Source organism: Cytophagales bacterium, assembly GCA_033344775.1.
Classification (GTDB): domain Bacteria; phylum Bacteroidota; class Bacteroidia; order Cytophagales; family Cyclobacteriaceae; genus JAWPMT01.
In genome coordinates, this window is the sequence record JAWPMT010000005.1 from 1,573,560 (window position 1) to 1,591,333 (window position 17,774).

At 43.1% G+C, this 17,774-nt stretch carries 13 protein-coding genes and 1 tRNA gene; 8 read left to right on the forward strand and 6 right to left on the reverse strand.

Annotated features, from left to right (window positions below; genetic code table 11):
* Nucleotides 1-270: 270 nt before the first annotated feature.
* The gene (gene sulP, locus R8G66_24320; GenBank protein ID MDW3195525.1) at nt 271-1,986 is read left to right on the forward strand and encodes a sulfate permease; all 1,716 of its coding nucleotides are present in this window, start codon (nt 271-273) and stop codon (nt 1,984-1,986) included.
* 80 nt (nt 1,987-2,066) lie between these two features.
* Nucleotides 2,067-3,476 (forward strand): MBL fold metallo-hydrolase, encoded by a 1,410-nt coding sequence (locus R8G66_24325; GenBank protein MDW3195526.1) that lies wholly within the window; start codon nt 2,067-2,069, stop codon nt 3,474-3,476.
* An 812-nt stretch (nt 3,477-4,288) separates the two neighbouring features.
* On the opposite strand, the gene R8G66_24330 is transcribed toward R8G66_24325, so the two are convergent.
* The 3 genes from R8G66_24330 to R8G66_24340 all read right to left on the reverse strand — a co-directional run bounded on the left by R8G66_24330 (nt 4,289) and on the right by R8G66_24340 (nt 7,800).
* Nucleotides 4,289-5,644, reverse strand: a complete 1,356-nt coding sequence (locus R8G66_24330) for a TolC family protein (protein MDW3195527.1) — start codon at nt 5,642-5,644, stop codon at nt 4,289-4,291.
* A gap of 144 nt (nt 5,645-5,788) precedes the next feature.
* Nucleotides 5,789-6,502, reverse strand: a complete 714-nt coding sequence (locus R8G66_24335) for an ABC transporter ATP-binding protein (GenBank protein MDW3195528.1) — start codon at nt 6,500-6,502, stop codon at nt 5,789-5,791.
* A 44-nt stretch (nt 6,503-6,546) separates the two neighbouring features.
* Complete coding sequence (locus R8G66_24340; protein ID MDW3195529.1) at nt 6,547-7,800, reverse strand: efflux RND transporter periplasmic adaptor subunit; 1,254 nt, start codon at nt 7,798-7,800, stop codon at nt 6,547-6,549.
* A 770-nt stretch (nt 7,801-8,570) separates the two neighbouring features.
* On the opposite strand from R8G66_24340, the gene R8G66_24345 reads away from it, so the two are divergent.
* From R8G66_24345 to R8G66_24355, 3 genes are read left to right on the forward strand one after another with little or no spacing between them, the layout of a single operon-like run.
* Nucleotides 8,571-8,963 carry a BlaI/MecI/CopY family transcriptional regulator gene (locus R8G66_24345; GenBank protein MDW3195530.1) on the forward strand — a complete coding sequence of 131 codons (393 nt, stop codon included), beginning with the start codon at nt 8,571-8,573 and terminating at the stop codon, nt 8,961-8,963.
* Nucleotides 8,960-10,012: a M56 family metallopeptidase gene (locus tag R8G66_24350; GenBank protein ID MDW3195531.1), complete on the forward strand. Its 1,053-nt coding sequence runs from the start codon at nt 8,960-8,962 to the stop codon at nt 10,010-10,012. Before R8G66_24345 ends, R8G66_24350 begins: the two co-directional genes overlap by 4 nt.
* A gap of 56 nt (nt 10,013-10,068) precedes the next feature.
* Nucleotides 10,069-11,292, forward strand: coding sequence for an alpha/beta hydrolase-fold protein (locus R8G66_24355; GenBank protein MDW3195532.1), 1,224 nt, complete (start codon nt 10,069-10,071; stop codon nt 11,290-11,292).
* A 60-nt stretch (nt 11,293-11,352) separates the two neighbouring features.
* On the opposite strand, the gene R8G66_24360 is transcribed toward R8G66_24355, so the two are convergent.
* From R8G66_24360 to R8G66_24370, 3 genes are all read right to left on the reverse strand, one after another.
* Nucleotides 11,353-11,434: transfer RNA gene (locus R8G66_24360), tRNA-Leu, on the reverse strand.
* Nucleotides 11,435-11,533: 99 nt separating this feature from the next.
* The gene (gene hslV / locus R8G66_24365) at nt 11,534-12,076 is read right to left on the reverse strand and encodes an ATP-dependent protease subunit HslV (GenBank protein ID MDW3195533.1); all 543 of its coding nucleotides are present in this window, start codon (nt 12,074-12,076) and stop codon (nt 11,534-11,536) included.
* Between the two features lie 68 nt (nt 12,077-12,144).
* Nucleotides 12,145-13,785, reverse strand: coding sequence for a pyruvate dehydrogenase complex dihydrolipoamide acetyltransferase (locus R8G66_24370; protein MDW3195534.1), 1,641 nt, complete (start codon nt 13,783-13,785; stop codon nt 12,145-12,147).
* A 146-nt stretch (nt 13,786-13,931) separates the two neighbouring features.
* Between R8G66_24370 and R8G66_24375 the strand changes: the two genes are divergently transcribed.
* The 3 genes from R8G66_24375 to R8G66_24385 all read left to right on the forward strand — a co-directional run bounded on the left by R8G66_24375 (nt 13,932) and on the right by R8G66_24385 (nt 17,701).
* Nucleotides 13,932-14,888, forward strand: coding sequence for an alpha/beta fold hydrolase (locus R8G66_24375; GenBank protein ID MDW3195535.1), 957 nt, complete (start codon nt 13,932-13,934; stop codon nt 14,886-14,888).
* Between the two features lie 26 nt (nt 14,889-14,914).
* Entirely contained in the window at nt 14,915-15,586 is a 672-nt protein-coding gene (locus R8G66_24380) for an SOS response-associated peptidase family protein (GenBank protein MDW3195536.1), read from the forward strand.
* A gap of 96 nt (nt 15,587-15,682) precedes the next feature.
* Nucleotides 15,683-17,701, forward strand: coding sequence for an OmpA family protein (locus R8G66_24385; protein MDW3195537.1), 2,019 nt, complete (start codon nt 15,683-15,685; stop codon nt 17,699-17,701).
* The last annotated feature ends 73 nt before the right edge of the window (nt 17,702-17,774 follow it).

Below are 17,774 nucleotides of genomic sequence, written 5' to 3' on the forward strand. Positions count from 1 at the left end.
TTGGAAAATCCCCCGACCTAAGACCAAGGGCCTAAACTCCCGTAACAGATCGCCGCTTCGGCGGTCCGATCGATGCCTCGCGAAGACAGGAGATTTTATAACACTTTCCTTAAGTTGACTGCTATGCCTTTTAAGAGAGATTCCTTCTAATTCAAAGTTTTTGAAATCAATTATCAGCCTCCAAAAGCCAGGTTATCTTCCAGTGTCACAATTGTTACGACCATCTGCTTGTTAGGGCATTACTTTTGAGCGACATTTATAACACCCCGAATGACGTTCCTGCACAAAATATTCCCCATTACCTATTGGCTTACCCATTACAAAAAGGCCGATTTAGGAAACGACCTGTTTGCGGGAATCACAGTAGGAATCATGCTCATACCTCAGGGCATGGCCTATGCCTTGATTGCGGGTCTGCCACCGGTTTATGGCCTCTATGCATCCATCGTACCTCAGTTGATCTACGCCATATTTGGAACATCCCGGCAGCTTTCTGTAGCTCCGGTGGCCATGGACTCTTTGTTAGTAGCCACAGGTGTCGGTGTATTGGCGACCGAAGGAACCGACACTTACATTGGCTTTGCGATTCTGCTGGCCTTTTTCATGGGTGCTTTTCAATTGTTGCTCGGTATTTTCCGAATGGGATTCATCACCAACCTCCTAGCCAAGCCTGTGATCAGTGGTTTTACTTCAGCGGCAGCGATCATCATTGGGCTCAATCAACTGAAATATCTGCTAGGCACGGAGATTGAAAAAAGTAGCCAATTCTTTCAACTCGTATTCAATGCCTTCAAGCAAGTAGATCAAACTCATTTATTGACTCTATTGATTGGAATAAGTGGCATTATCATCATCAAAGGCATCAAAAGGATCAATCCACGCATCCCAGGGGCATTAGTCGCGGTAACGTTTGGGATCTTGTTAGTTTATCTGATGCAATGGGATCGGGAAGGAGTTTCCATCGTAGAAAGCATACCTGGAGGGCTTCCTCCATTTCAATTCCCTAACTTTTCACTGGGTCAGTTTGCCCAATTGATCCCTCTGGCTCTCACCATCAGTATCGTTGCATTCATGGAAGCTTTTTCCGTGGCCAAAGCCATTGAAAGCAAAAGAAAAGACTATAAAGTGGTAGCCAACCAGGAATTAATCGCACTAGGAGCATCTAACGTAATAGGATCACTCTTCCAGACCTACCCTGTGACGGGTGGTTTTTCACGATCGGCAGTCAACCATCAAGCTGGAGCGAATACACCCTTATCCTCAATGATTAGTGCGATATTGGTAGGACTCACTTTACTGTTCCTGACACCCCTCTTTTACTACTTGCCACACGCCATTCTTGCCTCCATCATCATGGTTGCAGTCGGAAGCCTGATCGATCTTAGATACGCCCGTAAGCTTTGGAAAGAAAACAAACTGGAATTTGCGCTTTTGCTCATTACTTTTCTTGTCACACTCAATTTCAGCATGGTCCCCGGTATTGTAAGTGGTGTGGTGGCCTCCATCCTATTGTTACTATATCGGGCTGCTTACCCACATATCGCTGAATTGGGCAGACTTCCTGAACAAACGGAATTCCGAAACATTAAACGATTCAATGAGCTAGAGACCTGGGAGGATAAAGCCATTCTAAGGGTAGATGCTCCGCTGACCTTTATCAATATTCAATTTGTAAAGTCCTACATAGAAGAAGTATTGATCGATCGACCCGAGATCAAGACTTTAGTCATGGATGCTTCGGCAATAAGTCAGGTCGATGCTTCGGCCATTGAGGAACTTTCTGTTCTATTGCTTGATTTAAGAAACCAGGGTAAGGTGTTGTTGCTCACCGACGTAGTGGGACCGGTCCGTGATACTTTATTTAAAACGGGACTGATCGACCAAATTGGCACCGCCAACATTTTCCTTACATTGAATGATGCACTTGAAGCTAGTAGCGAAAAAGAATATCTTCGCCGTGAAGATGCTCTTCAGCATGAAGAATGAGTGGATAATCGTTCAGCGTAACGAATGTTACATTATCCGGCAACGTACTTACGTACAATTGCAAAAGAATTGATAGCGATATGAAGGTAGAACAGATATACACAGGTTGTCTGGCACAAGGCGCCTACTACATAGAAAGCAATGGAGAAGCGGCCATCGTAGATCCATTAAGGGAATCTAAGCCCTACATAGAAAAAGCTGAAAAGGAAAACGCAAACATCAAATATATTTTTGAGACGCATTTCCACGCTGATTTTGTTTCTGGTCATGTGGATCTGGCCCAAAAGACAGATGCGAAAATCGTCTATGGCCCCAATGCAAAAACCCAATATGACATTCACGAAGCCAGAGATGGGGAAGTTTTCGAACTGGGTGAAGTGAAGATCAAAGTACTCCATACACCTGGTCACACAATGGAAAGCACCACTTTTCTGTTGATCGATGAATCAGGTAAAGAACATGCGATCTTCAGTGGCGACACATTGTTTATAGGAGATGTAGGCCGACCAGACCTTGCCCAGAAAGGTGAGCTTACGCAAAATGACTTAGCTGGTTATTTGTATGATAGCTTAAGAAATAAGATCATGACGCTGCCTGATGAAGTGGTCGTTTATCCGGCTCATGGCGCAGGATCCGCTTGTGGCAAGAACATGAGCAAGGAAACCACCGACTTGCTGGGTAATCAGAAACGCAACAACTACGCGCTTCGTGCTGACATGACCAGAGAAGAATTCATCAAAGAAGTGACCGATGGATTGCTTCCTCCGCCACAGTATTTTGCACAAAATGTAGCCATGAATAAATCCGGTGCCCAGGGAATAGATGAGATACTGGCTACTGGAAATGTGCCTTTAGATATCGAGGCTTTCGAGGCAATGGCCAATCATGAAGGCGCAATGGTGTTGGACACACGTAGTGCTCAGGATTTTGCACAAGGACATATCCCCAATTCCATTTTCATTGGAGTGGATGGAAGTTTCGCACCATGGGTAGGCGCATTGATTACCGACCTCCAACAGCCCATCGTATTCATTGCCGATGAAGGTCGTGAGGAAGAAGTGGTCACACGATTATCCAGAGTAGGATACGACAACACTTTAGGATTTTTAAAGGGAAGCTTTGAAGCCTGGAAAGCAGCGGGAAAGGAAACTGATCAGCTTTCATCCATTCCTGCCAGCGAATTTGCCACACAATTTGCAGCTGAAAAGCTACACGTGCTGGACGTAAGAAAGCCCGGGGAGTTTTCCGCTGAACACATCGAAGATGCGCAAAGTTTCCCACTGGATTTCATCAACAAACACATGGATGAATTAGATATGGGTGCAACTTATCATATCCACTGCGCAGGAGGATATCGATCAATGATCGCCGCGTCTATCTTAAAATCCCGTGGTTATCATCAGGTTGTCGATGTGCAAGGAGGATATCAGGCCATTACGCAAACCAATATCCCTACCACAGATTATGTCTGTCCTTCTACACTGAAGTAGCAACCACATAACCAAACGAACCAAAAGCCGGGCCTTCAAGTCCGGCTTTTCTTGTTTTCAAAAACAGCAACATATCAACAGTTTACAGGGAGATTCGATCCATTCTCCTTTAATCCATCAAAGGTCAGTTAGTCCAATTCTAGTTTTGAACCTCACGTTCTTAATGAACCCTTTCGGTCTTAAGAAAAGGCATTAAAGAGTACTTGCACAGATTGTGAAGATCAAAGCCGCATCCACGTGCAGGCATTGGGAGCTATGCCTCACAGTGGCTTTGGCTTCACACTTCAACGGTCTCCATCTCAGGAGCAAGGGAAAAACTTGGTTGGTGAGTATTTATTACTTGGTTGTGAAAAAGCCGGACCTTAGTGTCCGGCTTACTATTTTTCAAAAACATTCGGATTTCAACAGTTTTCCGTACGGAAATGTCCGTTCTCCTTTGACAACCCATTCACGGAAGCTTCATTCACTAGCTTAGTTCCACGTTGAGAAAGGTTTAGAAAGTGGGAGCGTATCGTGCCTCCTCGTGTTAAGCACAAGTCGGGAAACTGATATTAGCGGCTCAACTCTCCTGCTTTCTTACTTAAGATTAGTGAATTTTACTACTTGGTTGAAGTCAGGTCTTCAGAGGTCTGACTTCTTTTAATTTTAGCAATCGACTAGTAAGATTGAAAAAGAGATTCAAAAGAAAAAACCAGGCCCTAATAGGCCTGGCTTATTATTCACAGCAGCTTGATCTCTTCTCAAAAAAAGACTAAACAAAAACAGGACCCTTGGGCCCTGTCTAAGTTCTTTTTGAGTGTTGACCAATTTCTTTACTGATTTTGACCTCTGTAGAGATCCAAAATTCTTTTTCTCAGAACAATGCTGTATTTGGCATTCGCCAATTGCACTTCCGCTCTATTCTTATTGTTAAGGCTTTCCAGGTACGCGTAGAAGTCAGAGTTTCCAGACTGGTAACGCTTCTCCATGAAATCAAAACTTTGCTGCAAAGCGACCAGATTCTCTGATGCAGAGATGTAGGTATTTCGTGCAGCGATCAAATCCAGATAAACCGTCTGCACCGTATTCGTTGCAGTCATTCTTGCCTGCCGGTTATTTACTTCAGCATTTGCCATTGTAAGTTTAGCCGTCTGTATGGAGTTTCTATTGCTGAATCTGGTGAAAATCGGAATGCTCATATTGAAGCCAACGAATTGGAATTCGTTGTAGCCCATTTGCTCTATGAATGTAGCATCGGGCTCAAATGATTCCTCCCCGGTAACATCCGGATTAAATGCTCCATTTGAAGAATAACCACTTCCATACTGACCGAAAACTGAAATGGTGGGAAGTAATTGTCCCTGAGCTGCCCGGTACTGGAAGACAGAAGCTCTTTGAGATGCCTCAGCCGCTCGTACAGCGGGGTTATGATTCAGTGCATCATTCAAAATAACATTAAATGGATCGGGATCCGCAGTGAGATCAATTTCTGAAATATCGTAGGGCTCCACTTCGTAATTTGCAGCAGTAGGATCAAGTTGCATCGCTTGCAATAATTGCAACTTGTTACTCTGATAAACATTTTCCAATGTGGCCAGATTCAGCTTTTCAGTAGCTAGCTGTGAACGAAAGTTATATACTTCCTCAAGATTTCCTACCCCAACCGATTCGCGCTTCTCAGCCCGGTCCAATTGAGCAGTCAGTAAATCTACCCGTTGCTGCGAAATCTTGATATTTTCCTTACTTAGTATAACATTCAGGTAAAAAGTCATGATGTTGGCTTCTGAGGTAAGTTTGGTATTCCTTGTGAATTCCTGAGCCGCCTCGTATTCATGCTGCCGCTGATTCCGAGTATTGAGAGTCGATAGCCCCTGGAATATGATCCAGTTGGCTTGAATACTAGGACTTGAACGCTGCGTGGTTATGTTAACTACCTGCAGTGTGTTTTGATCAAATTGATTACCTACAGAAATGTTCCAATTGATACCTGCATTGACGGAGGGTAAAAATTGCATTACAGATTGCCATTTAACAGATCGCGCAATCAATTCATTGTTTCGAGCTCTTTCTATCTCCAACCCATTTTGAAGTGCCATATTGATGCAATCATCTAAGGTCAGCATTTTCGATTCCTGTGCGGAAGCTGCCACTGTTACAGCGAGCAGAAGACATAGTAATACTTTTCTCATAGCTATGATATTTTTCTAGCAGTGAGAAAGAAACCGTCCCGGAGGACAGCTTCTTACTTACTTGCCAGGTTAGAGTTTGAGTTTGCCTTTGAGTTCAGGGACATACGGAAAGCTCTGTTTCTAAACGTCCCCCAACGGATACTGTCAGACTAGTGCAGAATCCTTGGAATTAATGTTCTCAGATACGATTTGACCATCGAATAAGTGGATTACCCGATGCGCATACTCGGCATCAATTGGAGAGTGCGTCACCATGATCACGGTAGTACCGTTTTCATTGAGCTCTGTAAGCAGGTTCATCACCTCCTGACCGTTCGCAGAATCAAGGTTACCCGTAGGCTCATCCGCAAGAATCAGTTTAGGTTGGGCAACTACCGCTCTTGAGATCGCTACACGCTGCTGCTGTCCACCGGATAGCTGCTGTGGGAAGTGATTTCTACGGTGCATGATCTTCATCTGCTCCATTACTTCTTCTACACGCTTTTTACGATCAGCAGAAGAGTACTTCAAATAGATCAATGGAAGCTCGATGTTTTCATAAACAGTGAGTTCGTCGATCAGGTTAAAGCTCTGGAATACGAATCCGATGTTCGCTTTTCTCAGATCTGCTCTTTTTCTCTCATTGTATTGGGAGATCTCCAATTCTCCGAAGTTGAATTCTCCTTCAGAAGGATTATCGAGCAATCCGATGATGTTAAGTAAAGTAGACTTACCACAACCTGAAGGTCCCATGATGGCGACAAATTCGCCCTTCTTTACTTCCAGGTTGACGCCAGCTAGTGCTGTGGTCTCGATCTCGTCAGTGTAGTAGAATTTCTTCAATCCTGACGTTTTGATCAGTTGACTAGAGTTTTCCATTTGTATTTATTTATGTGCTGTGAAAGTTGATTTAAAAAGTTAGGTTATTTAAAAACAAGTCGATCTTTATCTTCATATCCTTCATATGAAGAGACAACAACTTTTTCTCCAGGTTGCAATCCTTCGAGAACTTCGTAGTATCTGGGGTTTTGTCGACCCAATCGAATGTCTCTTTTGACCGCAAATGATTCGGTTTCATCCAGAACGAAGATCCAGTTTCCTCCGGTAGTCTGGTAGAAACTTCCTCTAGGAATTTGGACGGCTGTGATCTTCTGGCTCAATTGCAATCTGATTTGAAGCGTTTGACCTCTACGAATTCCTTCAGGAGGAGTAGAATCGGTGAACTCCATATCTACAGCGAACAAACCGCCGTTTACTTCAGGATAGATCTTGTAAATTCTCAAGCCATAATCTTCACCTGCGAATGGGAACGATCCGGCAAGGCCTTCGTAGATCCGGCTGATGTAGTGCTCATCAATGGATGCTCGCACCCTAAATCCGTTCAGGTCATCAATCTGACCGATGTTCTGACCAGAGCCAATGGACTCCCCTACCTCGGCACTTACGGTAGAAAGACGACCAGAGATAGGTGCTTTGATGTACAGGTTGTCCAGGTTACCCTTGATCATCTCCAGGTTATTTCTGGTTCGCTGTAAGGTATTTTCGGCCTGAGCGATCTGTAGAATTGCATTCATGGAATCGAATTTGTTAGATTCGATTTGGATCTCACGAGTTTGAGTCAATCGCTCGTATTCTCGCTTCAGGTTTAGGAATTCTTGCTCTGAAATGATTTTCTCCTCGAACAATGGCTTTCCTCTTTCATAAGCATCTTTTGCCTGATCAATTTGAAAATCAAGCTGGGTCAATTGATTTCGAAGGTTGAATTGATTTCGCTGAAGACCTAGTTTGGTATTCTCCACATTGTTGACCAAAATAAAACCTTGCGTTTCTTCCCGGACGAAGTTTTGCAACAAAGCATCATTGGATAATTTCAGGATCGTGTCTCCCTCATCAACCAGGATACCCCCTTCGTAGTATTTCTTTTCAACAACGCCACCCACAATCGCATCCAATCGAATGGTTTTGATCGGCAACACAGATCCGTCTACAGGAATAGTTTCCATAAACTCCCCTTCCTTGACGCCTGCGACGTTAATTTTCTCTAACTCTACTTTCAATCTAGCGCCACCGCCAGCGAACACAAAGCTGTAGGCAACGAAGGACAGGAAGAGCGCCACCCCGCCTATGGTGAGGAATCGCTTAAGTGTCCACTTCTTCTTTTTTATTTTTCTGTCCATTTGGAAAATTAGTTTCTGATTCTCGAATACCAATATGCCAATTTGGGTGCCACTATTGCTAAGTGGCTGATTTACAGGAAAATAAAAAATAAGGTGATGAGAGGTGCATGTTGAACTTGTACGGAATGATACAAGAAAGTGTCCGGTGGCGGTCACTGAGCGGACATAAAAAAAGGTTCAGGCGGTCAACCTGAACCCAAAGGTCAAAAACTCAAAATAAAAGGACTAATAAATTCTTAATCCACAACAACAGCTCGAAGGTAATTAATAATTACCAAATAGTTAAGTCAAATAGCGAACAAATTGTTCCGTTTGCGACTCCAACCAGGGCAATTTTTGTGGATTTTAAGACATTTCTTAGTCCCATGGTTAGAAATGATACAGGTTAAGGGGAGGAAACCCTACCACGATGTTTATTTCAATTGGTAACTTTCAAACACTCCTTCTCTTTTTCAATTTCATCGAAATTGTGTAAGAAAGATTCTTCTTTTTGCACTTGATCTCTCCATGTGTAATGAGCAAGAACCGCTGAAACAGAGAGAGTATAGTGAGAAATCTGAAAGTTATTAGCTCTGAAAAACTCAATGGTATATGGATGAAAAATATCATCAAACTAATCGTCGATAAAATTCCATTGACTACCCAGTTCCTACACAACCTGATTTTTGTTCGCCTGAAGGCGAATTCCTCCTTTAGCTGTTCACATTGAATATATCTTCAGGAGTCTATTCTACACTTGTAGAATAGAATCATTATTCTATATTTGTAGAATGAAGTCTACAAATGACGAAATAAAACTTTCAAGTAAAGAGCAGTATCTCATGGGGCTTATATGGCAAAAGGGCCAGGTTTACATGAAAGAACTGATGGATGCCTATCCCGACCCAAAACCAGCTCCTACCACGCTTGCCACGCTCCTGAAGCGCCTGACAGATAAAGGAGCCATCAGTTTTCAGTTGAACGGGAATTCTCGTCAATACTATCCCCTTATAGACAATCAAGACTATTCATCGTCCTACTTACAGAACATGATATCGACGTTATTTCAGGGGTCTTCGAAAAGGTTCGCCTCTTTTTTCGCCCAAAACACTGACCTATCAAAAAGTGAATTGGAAGAATTAAGAGCAATTATCGATGAACAATTAAAAAACACCCGTCAATGATTCTCTACGTCATCAGATTTAGCATTTCACTTGCCTTGATTTACGGCTTCTATCGACTGATCCTGGAAAGAGAAAGGACATTCGTATTCAATCGATTCTTTTTGTTGCTGGGATTATTGATCTCGTTAATTGTCCCGCTCATTTCATTATCAGGACCTGAGGAATTTAAATCCTTGCTAAGCACACCTGAGCAAAGTCTGGATCATAACCTATTGATGTGGGAATCAATTGCTGAACTTATCTATGGGCTGATCACGATATTCTTTTTAGTCAGATTTGGAATCGATACAGCCAAACTTTTACTCAGAGCAAGGAGCGGAAAACTAAAAATGATCAATGGGATCAAAATAATTTTAACTGACAAATCTCATCCTCCCTATTCATTTCTGAACTATGTATTTATTAGTGAAGACAGTTTTCAGCACATCGAAAGTGCGCTAATCGATCACGAAATGGCACATGTAAAACAGAGGCACACTTACGATATTTTATTGGTCGAGTTTGTGAAAGCCTTTATCTGGATCAATCCAATTGTCCGCCTGGTCAAAAATGCCATGAGATTGAACCATGAATTCCTTGCAGATCAGTCCGCTATAAAAAGAACATTAAGTATTGAAAATTATCAAAAAACACTGCTCGATTATTTGACATCAGACAATGCACCAACCATTGCCAGTGCGTTCAATTTTTCGCTCACCAAGAAACGTTTTAAAATGATGACCCAACAACCACAAAAAACCGGATATCTAAGGCAATTATTAGTTATTCCTTTGCTTCTGGTTATTATTTGGTCGTGTTCAGATAATCAAGGGGTGAGCGGAAAAGAAATGCTCAAATACTGGAGGTTTACTGCCAATATGGAAGAAGTCCTTCAAACAGGGCAAGTCAATGAAAACGATTTGAAAGAAGGCGTCATATTACTCATAGAAACCAAAAAACAATACGACGAGCTACAAGACATTTACAGCAGGATGAACAACTCACAGAAGAAGTCTGTCTACGAATTACCTCCCTACCTGGAACCTATCGAAAACACTACCCCTGAGTAAGAGGAGCTAGTCAAAAATATTTTATCCAACTCACATCACCTTTAAACCAACAGGCCTTGAAAACTATTGCCAAAATCTTATTTGCATACACCTGTCTTTTTTCATCGCTGTTGCATGCACAAAATAAGGATCAATCCTATTCCCCTTTTCAATCTGGAATTAAAGAAAGCATCACTTCAAAAGTACTGGGTGAACAGCGGGAGTTCTGGATTCAGGTTCCCGAAAATGCCAAACCTTATGAGCGCTTCCCGGTGGTATATGTGCTTGATGGAGAAGAACAAATGACCGGGCTGATGGCAGTTCACCACTACTATTGGGGACATTATCTGCCTAAAATGATACTGGTGGGGATTGCCAATAAGCAACATCGAGACAGAGATTTAACTCCAAGCAAGCTTAAAGGAATGGAAACGGGCGAAGCAGAAAAGTTTACCGAATTCATTGAAAAGGAACTCATCCCATACATTGATAGCAACTACCCTACTACTTCCTACCGCACGTTAATTGGACACTCTCATGCAGGACTATATACGACGCACGTATTTGTAAACCATACTGACCTGTTCAGCAATTATATTGCTATTGACCCAAGCCTCTATTGGGACAATCAAAAGTTCCATAAGAATTCCATTCAAAAATTGGATAAGCTGAGTCCGGCAAAGAAGACACTTTTCATTTCACTAGCCAGCCCTCTTGATCGCTCGGATGAATCCATTGGCATTGACGAAGTATTGAAAACGGAATCTCCACATAGTCTGCTAGCCCGATCTACTTTGACTTTTTGTAATGCCATTGAATACAAGCACTTTGAAAATTTTAGATTTCGATGGAAATATTATCCCGAAGACATCCACGGTTCCGTTCCTTTATCCACGATGATTGACGCTTTGCGATTCTCCTTTGCTTGGTATCAACTGAAAGACGCTTCGAAATTCAATGATCCGAGTACTTCCATTGACACACTCGAGGCGATGTTGAACGAAAGAGCCATGGTACTTACAAATCATTTTGGATACCCCATGCCACCCGCTGGAGAGGACCTCCTGACCATGGGTGCGGAGATGTATACCTATATGGAGCAAATGAATAAGGCCAAACTCTTCTTTGGTCTTGCTGCGGAACATTATCCGGAAAGCGAAACAGCGCAACGAAACCTGGCAGATTACTACCATCAAAACAATGAATTGGACAAGGCGGTGAAATACTTAACCCTCGCTTACAAGATAAGTGGAAACAAGACGCACTTAGAAAAAATTGAAGAGATAAAGTCCAGGGATTGAGCCACCTGAATTGGATAGCACTAAAAACAAAAAACCTCTGATTTCTCAGAGGTTTTTTCGTACCCAGGGCCGGAATCGAACCGGCACGGCCGAAGCCATTGGTGTTTGAGACCAACGCGTCTACCAGTTCCGCCACCTGGGCTAAGGAATTCCGATTTCAACAAAAAAGTCTCAATCGGGACTGGTATACTTCTGAGGTCGCCCTCAAAAGGGATGCAAATCTAGAAAAAGTTATTTTAAATCAAAGCGTTTCAACCACCAAATTATGATTGGTGTAAATATCGATTTCAGCAGCGATGTGCAGGCTTTCTTCTACCATCTCCCTGGCCGTCAAATTAGGTGCATGTTTGATCAAAGCCATGGCTGCAGGCTTAGCATAAGCACTCCCACTTCCGATAGAAGCAACATCCATATCAGGCTCTAAAACATCGCCATTTCCAGAGATGATCAGGATCTCATTTTTATCCGCTACGATCATCATCGCCTCTAGTTGACGCAGGTATTTATCCATTCGCCAGTCCTTGGCCAGCTCAACGGCCGCACGCTTGAGGTTTCCTGAAAAATTACTCAGTTTCTCTTCAAAGCGATCCAGCAAAGTGAACGCATCTGCGGTGGAACCAGCAAAGCCAGTCACAATTTTTCCTTCAGCCAGCTTTCTGATCTTTTTTACGTTGCTTTTGGCGACAGTATTGCCCATCGTGGCTTGTCCGTCCGCACCAATTGCAATCTGTCCATTATGTTTGATTGCCACCACCGTGGTAGCATGTATTTCCGGTAAACTCATAGCTTGTAAATATAAAAAGAGCCCATTCCTTCACAGAAACAGGCTCCCTTTTCCTTAATTTCTGAATATTAGATTAGTATCCTAACGGGATCTTCCAACAATGTTTTCAAAGTTTTCAAGAAAGCTGCTCCTGTCGCACCATCAACCGCACGGTGATCGCAGGACAAGGTTACTTTCATCACGTTGCCAGGCTTCATTTCTCCATTCTTCACAATCACAGTTTCTTTGATGCCACTTACAGCAAGGATACAGGCATCTGGTGGATTAATGATCGCGGTGAACTCATCCACACCGAACATTCCCAGGTTAGAAATGGTAAAGGTGTTACCAGAGAATTCCTCCGGCTTCAGTTTCTTATCCTTGGCTTTTTGTGCCAATTCTTTTACTTCCGCAGAAATGTGTGAAATGGATTTATTATCTGTAAACCTTACCACAGGCACGATCAAACCATCAGGAATAGCCACTGCTATTCCAACATGGATATGGTGATGCTGCACCATTTTATCGCCCATCCAGCTCACATTGACCCCAGGATTTTGACGCAGCGCAGCAGCAGTAGCTTTCACTACAATATCATTGAAAGAGATCTTGACCGGAGAGATTTCATTCATGCTCTTACGAGCCGCAATGGCCTTGTCCATCTCAATCTCCATAGTGACATAGAAATGAGGAGCTGAAAATTTACTACCACTCAAACGACTGGCAATGGACTTGCGCATTTGAGAGAGTGGCAAGTCTTCGGATCGCTCCTCTCCTACTACTGTAGGCAAACTGATGGATGGCGCTGCTGGTGCAGCCTCACTACTTGCCGCAGGTGCAGGTGCCGCTGCAGGGGTGTAATTTTCAATATCTCGTTTGATGATTCGACCACCTTCTCCTGTTCCTGCCACAGCACCGATATCGATACCTTTCTCTTGTGCCATTTTCTTGGCTAGTGGAGATGCTTTGACCCGACCATTACTGGATGGAGCAGCTACTTCAGGAGTGGCCGTTGGTGCAGGTGTTGAAGCAACTGGTGCCGGAGTTGCCGGAGCAGCTTCAGGTGCAGGTGTTGTGGCTCCGGATGCTTTTTGATCTTCTGCTTTGAGTAGCGTGTCTACATCAGCTCCCTTTTCTCCAATGATGGCGATCACACCATCTACACGCACGGCATTACCCGCTTCTACGGCTTTATACAAGAGGACACCTTCATTATAAGACTCCAGTTCCATGGTGGCCTTATCGGTCTCTACTTCGGCGAGGATATCACCTTCAGCTACCGCATCGCCAACTTCTTTTAGCCAGGAAGCGATCACCCCTTCTTCCATGGTATCACTCATTTTAGGGAGCGTCACTACTTCAGCATTGATCGAGGAAGTATCTATGGTTTCTGTTGGAGCTGCCGCTACAACAGGTGCAGCCTCCGCAGCAGCAGTTGCCGGAGCGCTTCCGCCACCTTCTATTTCTTTTAGCAGGGCACTGATATCTTCGCCCTTTTCACCGACGATCGCGATAACCGCATCTACTGGCACTGTATCTTTTTCTTTTACTCCTACATGGAGCAACACACCATCCTCGTAATTTTCGAGTTCCATGGTGGCTTTGTCCGTTTCTACCTCTGCCAGGATATCCCCAGAACTTATTTCCTCTCCTACTTGCTTCAACCAACTTGCGATAACACCCTCTTCCATGGTGTCACTCATTTTTGGCATTCTAATTACTTCGGCCATGTTCGCGATTAGTTCTTAAAAAACTCAGTTAAGGCGTCAAAGTTAATCCATGTGCGTCTTCTATACACACATCATAAATCTTTTACGCGTTGCATCACTTAATAATAAAAATGACACTTTTTTTGTTCCGGTAATATTAATGCTAAATGCCAGTAATCAAAAAGTCTAGCTATAAAGCTCCCTTTCCTTTTCAAAATGGCCATCTGTGCACGATGTTTCCGGCAATATTTCGAAAGCCGAAATTAATCAAGGATTACCGACGGGAACGAATCGAAACGAGTGATAACGATTTCCTCGATCTCGACTGGATGGACCATAAAAAAGAACGGGCAGTAATCCTCTCTCATGGATTAGAAGGACATACGGACCGTCAATACATGATCGGTATGGCCAATCATTTTTATGAAGCAGGTTATGATGTCCTGGCATGGAGCTATCGCGGCTGCAGTGGTGAAATGAATCGAAAGCTTCAGATGTATCATAGTGGTGCTACTTACGATCTGGAAGAAGTCGTGAAGCATGTAGAAGCACAGGGGATCAAAGAAATTTATTTGGTGGGATTTAGTCTGGGCGGCAATCTGACTTTAAAATACCTCGGTGAATACCATCGGGCAAGCATCAAGGCAGCTGTTACTTTTTCTGTTCCGCTCGATCTCTACACGGGTTCATTGAAAATCAGAAAAAGACAAAACTGGATCTACAGCAAGCGTTTTTTAAAATCATTGAAAAAGAAAGTGATCATGAAAACGGAACAGTTTCCTGATCAAATATCGCTTGAGCCTTTCAAAAAAATCAAAAACCTGATGGATTTTGACGATGCATACACTGCCCCCATACATGGCTTTGAAAATGCAGTGGATTATTACGAGAAAAGCAGCTCACGAAATTTTCTTCAACACATCCAGGTCAACACACTGGTCATCAACGCACTTAATGATCCATTCCTGTCAGATGAATGTCTGGATCATTCCTTGTTCGAGCCCCTGAATCTCGTACATTTCGAAACGCCCACACATGGTGGCCACGTGGGTTTCGTTACCAGAAATAACGAAGGAAAATACTGGTCAGAACAACGCGCACTCGATTTTTGCGAAAACAAATAGCGGAATGGAGTTAGATTTGTGAATAGATGATCAACAGATACTCGATCACCGGTTCTCCTTATCAATTTTCCTCGGAACAAGGTCCCTGGGAACCATGCTATAATGCTTGCCCTTCCCAAACGCTACCTGTCCTGGTCCGGGAAAATCAAGTTGCCATGTTCAATTGGGGAATGATGGTGAAAATGTCCACCAAAAAAGCGACGAGCGCCAAACTTTTTAATACGGCCAGTGCTCATGTGTTCTCTAAAGCATCCACCAAAGCGGCCATGAGGGACAGACGTTGTATCATCCTGGCAGATGGTGTGTTCTTATGGAAGCAGATAGGTAAGAAGAAACAAACGCCGTATTATTTCTATCAGGACAATCAGCAGATTTTTGGCATGGCAGGTTATTGGGAAAGCTCAGAAGACCTGGAAGGCAATGAATTCAAGTGCTTCATGTTGATCACAGGGACACATCAACAATTGGCTTCCACGCAGGAAGAAACGCCTATCTTCATCAGCACCAACGATTTCAAAACATGGCTGGATCCCAATACAGAACAAGCAGCACTCGAAACTGTAATCTCAAAAAGTGCTTCATTTCAGTTTGCCAGCCATTCGGTAAGTCCTGAGATACAGAATGAAGAAATAAATCATGCAGACCTGATCCGTCCATCTACTCCTTCGGATCAACACGGTAATTACACGCTGTTCTAAAGGTTTAGTACAAATTTTACTTGGCAGAATTCTAAAAATCAGCTAAATTCATAGCTCGCTGCTTAAATTTTTACACCAATACTAAACTGCCTAAGTGTGTCTACTCGCCAGCTGATTATGGTGACGTTTTTCGTCATTTTAATCATTCCAGTTGCTATTCCCCAAAGCAATAAGAAGCTCGATAAGCAATATAATCGAGCCCTGGAACTGCTCTATGAAGAGCATTTTGATATTGCAAGAATCGAATTTGAAGAGATCAATCGGGTGAATCCGGATTATAGAGATGTAGAGTATCGGCTAGAACTCACCTATTTTCTGGATGGTGAAAGTAACCGATCCCTTGACCGATTACTAAGTTTTGAAACGACGCTCGGCAGCAAAGACAAATTCTATCATTATTGGTTGGGTCGGGTTTTCGCGAAAAAATACATGTTTGGAGAAGCCATCGGATCCTGGAATGACTTTCTAAGTAAAGATTTCTTCAAATCGAAAGAAATCCGTCAGGAAACTTCTGACTTTATTCGATCTACCGAAGTGATATCCTCTTTTTTTGAAGAGAACACGGACTATGTAGTAACACTGCTTCCTGAGACCATCAATACAGCGGAGGCAGAACTGAATCCTGCTTTCAGCGCTGATAACCAACAATTGTTGTATTCTACAGCGGCAGTCTCCAGCAATAAAAAGGAGATTTTTGAGATTCGTGGTAGTAAACTAGCCCGATACGAGACCGACATGATCTGGCAACCCCCTATTGCTGTAGCTTCGTTGAACGCCGTTGAAGATAATAACACTCGATTCTGCCTCACTTACTGGGGCGATCAGGTAGAAACTTTAGTGGCAAAGAACAACGGCATATTGCACACGAGCACCCTGAGTGGCGAAGATTGGCAGGCTCCTGTACGATCCCGGCATGAAATCAAGCTACCGGGATTAGGACCTGATTTCACCATGAACCGCAAGCAAGATCGTATCATTTTCACCTCCCGAAAAAACATCAAAAAAAATGGCTACGACCTATATGAGATGAGATATGACAGCATTTTAGGGGGATGGACAAATCCCGAACCTATTCCTGCCATCAATACTACCATGGATGAAAGTAGTCCATTCCTGACCTACGATGAAAACACACTCTACTTCAGTTCCAACGGCCATGATGCCATCGGTGGATTCGATATATTTTACAGTAAATGGGATCAAATCAATTTCCGTTGGGGTAAGCCTGTACAAATGAACTATCCCATTAACACACCAGACGATGACATCAACTTTAAATTGGCAAAAGATGGCGCCAGTGGTTATTTCAGCTCCAATCGGGTATTTAGCAGAGGTGACTTTGACATATTTCATTTCTCAAAAGTCCCAAAATCGAGGGTTTACGGGAATATCGTGACTGCTTCGACACAAGAACCTGTTTCAGATGTACAGATTATTTTCCTACCTAAAACGTATGTAAGCGAAAGGTATGCAACAGTATCTGATAAAAATGGCTCATTCGAGATGCAACTACTCGACGAAGAAAGTTATACGGTCCAGATCAAACGAGGACATCAACTGGAGGTAGAGGACGAACTACGGATCAGTGGTGAGCTCAGCCAGGAACTCAAATTCATGATCAGTGACAACCCTGAGGAAGGCATAGCATTAGTTCCGGTAGTCAAAGAAGTGGTAATGGCAGAACCAAAAAGCAATCAACGTCAGACAACTCAAGCCCCTAAAGTATATTCCGAGGTAGACCGACTTGAAAGAATAAAAAAAGGCTACAAACTGGTTCGCGAAAACATCTACTTCCTACCCGGTGGCAATGAAGTAAGTCATGACCCGGATGACATCCTCTATAAAGCTGTAAGATTATTGGGAATCAAAAAAGAATTACAAATTGAAGTCGCCGGACATACGGATAATACGGGAAGCAATTCGGATAATCTAAAAGTCTCATTGGCAAGGGCTAAAAAAGTCAGGAACTGGCTGGTTAATCTGGGGGTTTCATCCGATCGAATTAAAATTGCTGGCTACGGAGATGCTAAACCAATATCAACTAATGACGATGAAGAGGAGGGGCGAGAACTTAATCGGAGAGTAGAACTTCGGGTTGTTTCAGCTCCAATATAGGTTCATTCAAATTTGAATGCAGGGGGGATCATATCAATCCCGCATAATTTACTTCACACGAATCAGCAACTCT